Below are 10,618 nucleotides of genomic sequence, written 5' to 3' on the forward strand. Positions count from 1 at the left end.
ACTATAAAAAATGGGAAGACTGATACAAATTGCATCCTCGACCTTGTTAAGCGGGGGGATACTTGGAAACGGTTCGATTGGCAGCTATATCAGCAACTCAGCCCGTCTTGCCATGGGCATGGGGCTGGCCGAATTGCAGGACGGGCAGGTGCATTATTTCTCCAAACATCATGACCTGCTCAAACGGGCAGCGGTACAAATAACCTCACAAACGGCCTACGGATTGTTGCGTTCATATCCCAGATACCTTAAATATTGGGAACAACAGGTACGGGATAAATACCTTCAGACACAATCACAATCCAGCCTGGCCAACAAGACCGGACAGTACTACCGTCTTATCAGCGAGCAGCAGGCCGTGGCACAGAAGAAAAGCCATACCGATTCCATTGTCGGACGGACGGTAGCGGATTTTCTGGAACTCTCCATATCCAAAGAGGGCAAATATTACGACAACAGTGAGTGCAAGGTGCTGCCCAACAGCCAATACGGCCTGGTTACATTCGTGGACCTGGGACCACAGATACAAATCGGCAGCCGGAACAATATCCTGTTGACACAAGTGCAGGGGCGTGATTATACCCGTAAGGAATATATATCCGGCGGTGACCTTGAGATCACCATCAACGGTAAAATCACATCCAAATATCCGGATGTGTATCCGGAAGCGGAAGTTTCCAAATTTATTAAACTGGTACAATACAAGGGGGTTGTCGATTGTGACAATACGGTATTGCGCCAGTTCAATATCTCACAGCTGATTATACAGGGGTATACGCTTCATCCGACGGACTGCAGGAACGTGCAGCCATATTCACTCAATTGTGTCGCCGTTGAGCCGTCCGAAGCGGTGGAGCTCAAACTGGCCGGGCAGGAAAAGGCAGATACGGCTATCAGGCACACGAACAAATGGATCAAATATGTCAAATTCGGTACGGAGATCGTCGATCCCGCCTCATTGCTTAAACTGACACGCCTATGGGTGTAGCCGCAATGGATGTTCTCTGCTGTCGTATTACCATTGGAGATGCCGATCCGTCCAATCCGATGAAGATTCGCAGCGGAGTGGAGATAACGGAGGTTCATACGCTTGAGATTAACGAGAGCTACAAGAAGCTGATCGGGACGGCCAAAGTCACGTTCCCGAAAGGTACCGTATGCCGTTCGACGATTATAGGCAATATGACACTGGAAGGGAAAGACGTGTCCCGGATAACGACAGAGGTCATGCAGGATGGTGTGATTATCGAAAAGCGCAGCACACAACACCTGGTTGATGAGACGACTTTTAAAGTTGGGCAACGCATCAATATCAAGCTGGGGTATAACGGTGTATTGAAAAATATGTTTGACGGTTACATTACCGGCTACAACTCGGACAGTACATTGGAAATACAATGTGAGAATATGGCCTACAAACTTAAATTGAAACAGGCGCCCCATTTCGAAACTCCGGCAAAGGGGACAACCGTGAATGATGTGCTGGATGGGAAATACAACATCTTGAAAGATACCGGTTTCAAGATACATTCCGATACAAAACGGTTTGATATCCATATCGGCAAGATCAAGGTGACGGATAACTTTACGGTGGCGGACATTCTTTCCGAATGGTCGAAATATAAGATTTATTGTTTTTTGAAATACGACGCTGAGGACGAAGGCGTCATGCCTTCCATTGCTGTCGGACGTCCTTATTCGTCCAGCAAGGCGCAGCCGGTATTTCCGGAAGACGGCCCGGCCGGGCCGTTCAAGATATATTTTAACGAACATGTGGCGCAAAGCAACCTGAAAGTGGTCAAGACCGACCCGAAGTTTCTGGCGGTGACGGGCAAGGCGCTTGGAACGGACGAGAAGTTCTTTGAAGTGACGGTACGCATGAATCCGGAATATGATCCGGCAGTACCGGGCAGCAAGGAGTTCCAAACGGTAAATGCCACCCAAATTTCAAAAAAGACACATAAGGTGACCGGAAACACGACGGCTTCGGGGGCAAAAACCAAAACAAAGGTGGATTTGTCCACTTATACCATCGTACCGTATATGTCACCGCACGTAGGCATCAATTCAGACCGGCTTGTGGAAGAGACAACTGAATACTTCCGGAATTACAACCTGAATGGAATCACCGGCAACGTGACCATATTCGGAGATTTCGGGCTGTCTCCTGCCGTACAGGTGGAACTGATCGATTTCCGTAACCCGTCCAAGAACGGCGTGTATCTCGTGGAGGAGGTCACGACTACGTTCGGGATCGGAGGGTACAGGCAGCAGCTGAGTATTCCGTACAGGATTCGCAAATAACACTATTGTCCACCAATGTACATCCTTCCCTTCCAGGAAATTTCCTGGAAGGGTAAAACTGCATTCCGTTCCGCTCCAAGGAGCATCATTATTTTCATTCATAATCAAAATTCATTGTCTCCAACAAATTTCTGCCTTAAAAAATATTTTCGTAACCGGAGTGTTTCCGGCAAGAAGAACAATATCCGCAAATACCTTTGATATCAATCAGTTAATCATCTTTCTGATTCTCTGAACCAGCATAGCCTTTCGTTTTTCTATAAAATCAGAAAAATTGGACAATGAAAGATCCGTATCCGGGATAAGATGGTCCTCCATGAATTTCCGCATATCCTTGTTCCGGGTCTGTTCACTGACCCACTTCTCCAATGGTTTGGCGTTTTTAGACTCGTTCTCATTGGCATCGAGCATCTGCAGGTTCAGGATGGAATTGTAGACCTGCCAGCCGTATTTTTCCTTGTCTTTCTCTTCCAGATCATTGTATGCAGAGGCTGGGTGCAGGTGGTCCTGATGGAAGTTATTGTTTCTGTAATCAAGATCCGGATACAGCATGGCCAATATTGGAAAACTGTATCGTGAATCTTTCTGGCTGTAAAGCAGGTCTTCTATAAAATCGTCACCTACATCCGACAGTTTCCTGATTTCCGAGTTTATTTCCGTTGCCGGGAACAAGGTCACGGTTTCTTTTATATAGCTGCCGGTGATGTCTGTTGTGTATGCCCTTCTTGACTGTGCAAGCACGGAATCCGCGCTTGCTCCGAATGCCCTGCGGAGCAGAATTGAGAACAACCATTTTTTTATGATTTCACAATCCTCCCTATTTCCTATCTTTTTGTAAAAATCCTGATATATGCCCTTGTGATAAAGATAATATAGTATGGGCATGGCGGCATTATATGAGGTCATTGTGAAATCCGTCAGTCCGAAAGATCTCAGCAAGTCGAACAGGTTTGAAATGGTATCCCTGATCCTCGTCCAATTATTTTCCACCAGTTCAATAAAGCCCAGATTGAAACTTGTTATAAGGGAACGCACATCTTTATGATACAGGTACAGGAACGATTTTAATATGAAATCGTGAGATATATTAAATCCTTTTGAACGTACATGCTCGACCAGATTATTGATTTCTGTCTTCGCGTCCATCTGTTTGCAATTGGCAATGGCAATGGACATCAGGATATCAGAAAAACTTAATGCGGTTCCCCCGGAATTGATCCGGATAAAAATATTCACGGCTTTGTCCGGTTTCTGTTCATCCTCCTCGTAAAAATTTATATTGAGCTTGGTGTGGATGACATTGTCCAACAGTCTCAGCAGTCTTTTGGATTCCTTGTCTATGTTATTGTCCTCGGCAAATTCATCGATGCCATAATTGTAATCCTGGTGCAAAGCCAGAATCTTACCTACACGGAACCATTTTTCATTAGACTTGTCAATAAATAAATCATTTTCCTTGGAGATATTCTTGTCAACAAAGGAAAAGATAAACTCCCTGTCGCTTTCCTCCTGTGTGTATTTACGGGATATATTGAAATATAGATGCCGGGTAGGGAAATTATATTCAGAATAATCCCAACGTTTCCTATAATCCTTGTACGCATAACTGCCGCACAGACCGATATACAATGACGTCAATCTCTGTTGTCCGTCCAATACCGCATAAAAATCGTTGATATTGTCTGTAGGAATCGGATCGTTGCATATCCGATGATACTGTATGAAAGCTGATAGAAACTTATAAAACCGGAAATCAGTCTTTGTTCCTCCTTTTACCTTCCAAAACAGCATGGAACTGATCGGGTAGCCTTTCATCAGAGAATCGAACAACTTTTCTATCTGTTCTGCCGACCATACAAAATCTCTCTGAAAAGCCGGTAACAGGTATTCATTCCGGTGGATATGTTCTATTGCCTGCGCTATTGTTATTGGTGATTGGAAACCTGCCATAATTACATAATTAAGTGTTTTTCGCAAAGATAGAAAATTCTATTTTTATGTTTTATTTTCGAGGAGGAAAAATGAAAACCTGAATATATTCCAACTACCTATTCTTCTATAAAAAGATCAATGTCTTCAGATAAGTCGAATCAGTTGCTTATTCGTGAGGCTATCCGTAAAATAGCTCTCGGCCGTAGCATGGAACGCATCAGTCTGGCTCCGGGAGGTATGTCGGGCATTGGCACGGCCCGTATGATACATGGATATGTCGCCAAAATACATGATGACCCGTCGGACGAGGAATTTTCCGAGTATGGCGGTACCGTTGATGTCGGCGAGTACCCGGACGAGACAGCCTCTGCAGAACCCGTCATCCACAAAGGCGTATTGCTTTCAGCGGCAACAAGCAGCGAGGGCGGTTTTTTGATTGTACCTGCACTTTTTTCCGATGTAACGATTTTTATGGATGCCGCCACCCGGTACGCCTATGTGGTGAACTTCTCACATGTGGATATCCTGCGGCTGAATGCCCGTAAGGAAACCGTTGTCGGTGTAACGGAAATGGAGGAACTGGATCCGGAGAGTGACTCTGCTCCGGACTACGACGAGCTGGAGGCTACGGGAAATATGGCTTTCACACATTATACGCCGACAACCGTTACCGCCACTGTCAGGAACAAAAAGGGTAAGGAAGCCTCTACGGGGATTGAGGCGGAGAGCATTACCCACATTGTAGACAAGTCGGAGGTCAGGCAGACAACGGACAAGATAATTCAAAAGGTGAACTCCACGACCGTAACGGTTGCCGACAACAAAGTGGCGCTCGGTGACGAGAATGCCACCGAACCGTTGGTATTAGGCAATGAACTTGCCGGGCTTATGCTCGACTTCCTGACCGAGTGCAGCAAGGTGATGACCCCCACCTTGATGGGTACAATGTCACCTGTCAATTTCCCTAATTTCATTTCTTTGACCTCGCGCATTCAAAGGTTCCTCTCCAAAACCAGCTATACCAAATGAACGTACAACTGCATCCGGACATAGACAGCCTTGATAAGGAGAGCCTGTGTTATTCCATCTATTCGCAGCTCTACCATAACTTTTTCAATGCCCAGCAGAAAAAGGATGATGACCATCCTTACGGTGTCGAGGAAGGGGACGAGACCAGCATAAGGTTAAAAAATACGGCCTACGGGTTTGCTTCGGCCATTGCGGGGGCGGTTGCCGGTGAAGGTGCCCCGGGTGATGGAGGGTTGTTGCTGGAATACCTCAAGAAGTCGGGCGGTGACATGACCGGGGCACTCCGTGCGAATTACGGTTTCGAGGCGGGTGTCGCCAATAACCGTATTCTGGAGATCTGTTCGCAGGACATTACCGATGCGGATGGGGCGGTGACTGCCGTTGAATACGGTGTCAAAATTACCGGCAGTCTGAAAATAGGCGGCAGCAGCCTCCATATAGGCGGACAACAATTATTGGGTTACGATACGGACAGGAACACGGCGACGCTCAATGCCTCCCGCATTGATTTTCAGGATGCCTCCATACACTCGGGCGGAGAATGGATTATCGGGAACAGGGAAACGGGAGTGTTCATTTCTCCGTCACGGCTGACTGTGGGGGGACATGGCGTATACCACCGGGGCAACGCCAATCTGGCGGCAGTGGACTGGACCATGCGGGACGGAACGGTGCAGCGTCATCTGGTGGTCTGCGGGAATACGGCTCTGAGCGGTGGTCTGGATGCCTTGTATGGGGTAAGGCTGGGTGACAAGGGAAAGTGCCTGCTTTCATTTTCCGGTGAGGAAGTCGCCCTCGGAGGCTTTCTTTCATTTCTGGACGGTTACGGGCTTCGTATTGGTGGTATGCCCGTACTCCAGAGGACTGATAATGACAAGATACAACTGGGCGGTATCGGAAGCGATCTGTTGCTGGGTAGCGGGCATACCACCAGAATACGCCTGCTGTCCGGCATTTCGGATGTGGACGGTGACTGTCTGATGCTCTCGTCCTACGGCAGGGCCTGCTTTCCGGGTTCGCTCACTGTCCGTCACAACTATGGTGCCGATCTGCTGTCTTCGTACCGGGTGGACAACTCGGATGAAGGCATAATTATTCACAAGCGGCTGCGTATGGGTATGGCTGGCGGATTTTTGATTACCGGAGATAAGGAAACCCTTTCACTGACCTCCATGGTTGTATACGAAAAGGAAGGCGTGCGGACAACCGTCCCCCATACCACAGTATTGGGACACCGTCCGTCCATAAGTGCCCATGCCCCTCAAAACCGTTACAGTGAGTCTTTCCATATCCAAACCGATGCCGATTTCATCTCCTCCGGGGTTCCGGTGGAGGCTGCCGGGCATGTCGGAATCTGCGCGTCGTCAACCCGGTTGGCAGACAAAATCCTATACTTGACAGAGTCGTTGAGGTTACAGGCTGTTTCCGGCGGTATCAGGCATTACGGTGACAGCTGTTTTCTCGGCTCCGTCTCTTCGGAATTCTTTTCTTCGGGCTTTGCCGGAAGCGGCTGGGCCATCCGGAAGAACCGTACCACGGGAAATGTCATCGCCACATTCGACGAGGTTGTCGCCCGGCGCAAGTTACGCGCCTACGAATTCGAGGTAAAGAAGGTTTCCGCGACCAACGGCTCTTTCTGGATCAGCGACAGCTGCTCGGGAGATTCCGTTGAAAAAATATCATAGCCCATGTCCGTATTCCGTTATTCAAAATACAAGGTCCGTATCGACCCCGACTCGCAGAAAACACAGGGGCTGCATGTCGGGGATATCGTCCGCAGACAATATGCCGGGCGGGAACGGGTGGTCTATTCCCTGATGTGCGTGACGGAAACCGGAACGGAGCTTGTCGGCGACAAGGAGGCGCCTTATTTTATCGGGGCTTTGCTGGACGGCGATGAACCGCAGAGCGGGGAGCTTCTGGACTTCGTACGGAGTACCAACCTGTTCGATACGACGCGTAGCGGGGCACTGTACCTGACGGCTTCGGACAGCGAAGCCCCCTATATGGATGTCATCGACGGCATGGCAACGGAGCGTTCCCTTTGCTATCCGGTCATGAACGGAGGGGTGGCGGGGGTGCCTGACAAATCCAAGTATGCCGTATGTGGCCATGTACTTCAATCCGGATACAGGGAAAACGATGCGGAGGCGACACGCATTGTCCGGATAGTCCGCAATGCGGAACCGGCGGGAGAATCCCTTTTCGGACTGATGCAGACTCTGGAGGAGTCGGTCGGGCATCCGGAACGTCTGCTGGTATCCTTCAAAATCAGGGCTTTCAGGGATTTGTCCTCCGTCCCCCTCTCATTCGGCTATACCAACCGGGAGAAATCAGATGCCGAGGATATATTGTCCGCCGGGCAGGAATGGGAGTACAAATTGTGGGTTATCACTGTGGACTATCCTGCGCAATATAGCCGGAGCCTGTTTCTCGATCTGACGGAAAGCCTGACCGCAGAGGGTGACTGGTGTGAATTGGCGGACCTGAATATCCTGCGGCTTTCTTCCGTGTCCGCTTTCGGCGATGCGGCCAAAGCCCGTGTGGGAAAGGTCTGCGGCATCATCGATCCGGTATTCGGCATACTGGACGGTTACGGGGCCTATTTTCAGAATCTCTACGCAACACGGAATGTCAACATCGCCGGAACATTGACCGCCGGAGATGAAAACGGTTTTTCCTCAACTTTCTATGTGGGCAAAATTCACAAAAATGTCATTCCGGACAGCCTTTCCTGTGCTTTCAGCGGATCTATGGTTGTCAGTACTGCCACTCCCGCCGGTATCGGAAAGAGTGTACGTGTCATTTCAGACAGCCGTCTTACATTACAGGATGCCGGTTGGCGCAAAGCCCGTGCCGGCAACTATTATTGTTTTTCCATCTGGATAAAGGCGGAAGAAACAACGGTTGTCCGTTTTTATCAGGACGAGCATCTTGTCGGCGAACAGGCTGTGGATGCCGGCAGGGGATGGACACGTCATAAGGTATCCTTTCCAGTCCGGGAATCCGGGGCTCCTGAAATGACACTGGGTATCGCAACCCCGGTACCGGTCCTTCTGTCCGCCCCGCAATTGGAGCCGGGCAAGACGGCGACACCTTACCAGGCGACGGATGGCGTGTTGTCTTACACGGAAGATTACGGGGCATGGTTCTCGAAAGGAGGTATTGGCGGAACTATCCAGAATCCGCTGCTCAGGTTGGGTGAGGACGGTTCGATAACCTCGCGTGACGGTTCTTTCGTCATTAATCCCGACGGTACGGGGCATTTCGCGTCAGGGCGCTTCAAATGGAGCAAGGACACCATCGAACTGCGGGACGTGACCATCCGCTGGGAAGATTTTGACGAGGAGGCACAGGAACAGCTCAAGCCCCGTTCCGTATCCCTGACGGGCGGTACGGCCTTCCATTTCACGGATGAGTTCTCCGGCATATGTGAGCCGGAAAGCATCCCTCTTGTCCCCACCGAATATAACTTTAATCCGGAAAGCCGCTTATGGGAATATCTTGCATCGGACGGAATATGGAAAGAAACAGGCTGCAATGCCGCCGTGTTTGAAATGACACCGGCGTTTCACGGCTGGGAAGGGCGTGACGTATTAACCCTCCGTTACACCGCTGTATTCCGGAATGAAAATATTGGAGCCACCCATACTTTCTTCAAACTTTATGACGGTGCGCCATCCTATACTGTTCATGTGGAGTCGAAAAATGGCACGATATTCCGTAACGGCATTGTTTCCACGGTTCTGCGGGCCAGAGTGTACAGGGGCGGTGAAGATATTACCGCACTCATTCCCGATGGTAATTTCCGCTGGCTGCGGACAAGCAGGGATACCGATGGCGACAGGATATGGAATGACCTGCCGCATTATGGCAGGGAGATTGAGATAACCGGCAGGGATGTATGGCATAAGGCCGTTTTTGACTGTGAAGTGGACATATCAACAACAGAACAATAAGCATATGGCAATAAAAGTAGCACGCGGACAGGTAACCATCATTGACCAGAATGATGCTGTCTCCTTACAGGCGTTCATCGGTTCTTCGCAACCGCTCACCCAGGTATTCAACAAGGATACGGGCGTTTATGCACCTTCATGGGCGGCATCGCCGTTTTTGGTGCTCACTCCTTCGCTGTTCGTCAGCGGCAAGGCCGCCACCGACCAGATTTCATCTGTCGGTAATGCGGCTACGCTGACAGCCGGTGTTAAAAGCGGCTCCGCCAAGTGGTATAAGAACGGTTCGGCCATAACTTCGGGCCAGGACAGCTGTACTGTCGGTGCGGCGTCCGCCAAGTATGCCCTGACCATCAAGGCCAACCATATGACCGTTTCCACGCCGCAGGTACGGTATGCCTTCGAGGCGGTTTATATCGATGCCAACGGGCTGGAGGTGCCTTTCCGTTCCGAGATACAGTTTACCCAGCATCTGAATGCCGGGGCGATGATAGCCGCCGTGGCATATGCTCCCGACGGTGTTGTCTTCAAAAATGACGAGGTACCCACACTCAAGGCGCATTGCGACCTGTGGCGTGGCGCCACCATCGATACCACCAATGTCACCTATGCCTGGGGAATCAAGGATTCCTCCGTTTTTGCCAATACCACACTGGCTGCCGCCGCTACTGCCGGTGCGACCACCGTCACGGTGGCCTCCACCAATAACATGGAAGCCGGCGGAAAGATTACAATAAATTCCGTGCAGTACACCATATCGGCGGTGAACACCTCCACCAAGGTCATAACGCTGACATCGGCCCTCACTGCGGCGGCCAATTCAGGGGCTTCGGTTTCCTGTCCGTATTACAATTCCATGCTCGGTGCCGGATGGTCCTGTCTGACTTCCACCAATCCGCGTGGCGTGACGGCAGGATGGACTACGAACGAAATAACCATTACTGCGGATGCCGTACTGAATTTCGAGACCTTCAAATGTGCCATCAAGGACACGGACACATCGGCCGGCAACGCCTCGGCCAACAAGGTTGTATGCGATATCATTTCTTTCACGGATATGTCCGACCCCATTACGGTGGACCTTGTCAGCCAGAAAGGGTTCACCATCAAAAATAACGGGAATGATGTCGATGCCAAAGCGGTGCTGTATCGTAACGGTGAGGTACTGGACGATGACGGGACTGCCTATACCTACACATGGAAACTGTGGAACTCGGCCGGAACATCCGTCATAAAGACTTATACGGGCAAATCCATCACCGTATCGAAAGCCGATGTGACAGGCAAGGGCGTACTGATGTGTGAAGTGTCGAAATAGTAATGAAGGAACGGGGCTTCTACGGATGGCAAGCGGTGTGAACCGGTCTCATCCCATCCGTGCGACAAAACGGGAGCCT

General features: G+C 50.0%; 7 protein-coding genes. 6 read left to right on the forward strand and 1 reads right to left on the reverse strand.

Annotated elements, in window-relative coordinates:
- The first annotated feature begins 10 nt into the window (after positions 1-10).
- Together DXD78_RS15350 and DXD78_RS15355 are read left to right on the forward strand one after the other, a co-directional pair.
- Complete coding sequence (locus tag DXD78_RS15350; protein WP_117652809.1) at positions 11-988, forward strand: DUF6046 domain-containing protein; 978 nt, start codon at positions 11-13, stop codon at positions 986-988.
- Positions 979-2,304 carry a hypothetical protein gene (locus DXD78_RS15355; protein WP_101602760.1) on the forward strand — a complete coding sequence of 442 codons (1,326 nt, stop codon included), beginning with the start codon at positions 979-981 and terminating at the stop codon, positions 2,302-2,304. The genes DXD78_RS15350 and DXD78_RS15355 overlap by 10 nt, the downstream gene beginning before the upstream one ends.
- 207 nt (positions 2,305-2,511) lie before the next feature.
- On the opposite strand, the gene DXD78_RS15360 is transcribed toward DXD78_RS15355, so the two are convergent.
- Positions 2,512-4,254 (reverse strand): DUF262 domain-containing protein, encoded by a 1,743-nt coding sequence (locus DXD78_RS15360; protein WP_101602759.1) that lies wholly within the window; start codon positions 4,252-4,254, stop codon positions 2,512-2,514.
- A 120-nt stretch (positions 4,255-4,374) separates the two neighbouring features.
- On the opposite strand from DXD78_RS15360, the gene DXD78_RS15365 reads away from it, so the two are divergent.
- From DXD78_RS15365 to DXD78_RS15380, 4 genes are read left to right on the forward strand one after another with little or no spacing between them, the layout of a single operon-like run.
- A complete protein-coding gene (locus tag DXD78_RS15365; protein WP_101602758.1) occupies positions 4,375-5,265 on the forward strand; it encodes a hypothetical protein in 891 nt (296 codons plus the stop codon).
- Positions 5,262-6,950 carry a hypothetical protein gene (locus DXD78_RS15370; RefSeq protein WP_101602757.1) on the forward strand — a complete coding sequence of 563 codons (1,689 nt, stop codon included), beginning with the start codon at positions 5,262-5,264 and terminating at the stop codon, positions 6,948-6,950. The genes DXD78_RS15365 and DXD78_RS15370 overlap by 4 nt, the downstream gene beginning before the upstream one ends.
- A gap of 3 nt (positions 6,951-6,953) precedes the next feature.
- A complete protein-coding gene (locus DXD78_RS15375) occupies positions 6,954-9,224 on the forward strand; it encodes a hypothetical protein (RefSeq protein ID WP_101602756.1) in 2,271 nt (756 codons plus the stop codon).
- Between the two features lie 4 nt (positions 9,225-9,228).
- Positions 9,229-10,539: a hypothetical protein gene (locus DXD78_RS15380; RefSeq protein ID WP_032577743.1), complete on the forward strand. Its 1,311-nt coding sequence runs from the start codon at positions 9,229-9,231 to the stop codon at positions 10,537-10,539.
- The last annotated feature ends 79 nt before the right edge of the window (positions 10,540-10,618 follow it).

This window comes from Bacteroides sp. D20 (assembly GCF_003436255.1).
In the GTDB taxonomy this organism is placed as follows: domain Bacteria; phylum Bacteroidota; class Bacteroidia; order Bacteroidales; family Bacteroidaceae; genus Bacteroides; species Bacteroides uniformis.

Coding starts and splice junctions, on each gene's coding strand:
- DXD78_RS15365 (WP_101602758.1), top strand. CDS start 4,375: ATGTCTTCAGATAAGTCGAATCAGTTGCTTATTCGTGAGGCTATCCGT.
- DXD78_RS15360 (WP_101602759.1), bottom strand. CDS start 4,254: ATGGCAGGTTTCCAATCACCAATAACAATAGCGCAGGCAATAGAACAT.
- DXD78_RS15355 (WP_101602760.1), top strand. CDS start 979: ATGGGTGTAGCCGCAATGGATGTTCTCTGCTGTCGTATTACCATTGGA.
- DXD78_RS15350 (WP_117652809.1), top strand. CDS start 11: ATGGGAAGACTGATACAAATTGCATCCTCGACCTTGTTAAGCGGGGGG.
- DXD78_RS15375 (WP_101602756.1), top strand. CDS start 6,954: ATGTCCGTATTCCGTTATTCAAAATACAAGGTCCGTATCGACCCCGAC.
- DXD78_RS15380 (WP_032577743.1), top strand. CDS start 9,229: ATGGCAATAAAAGTAGCACGCGGACAGGTAACCATCATTGACCAGAAT.
- DXD78_RS15370 (WP_101602757.1), top strand. CDS start 5,262: ATGAACGTACAACTGCATCCGGACATAGACAGCCTTGATAAGGAGAGC.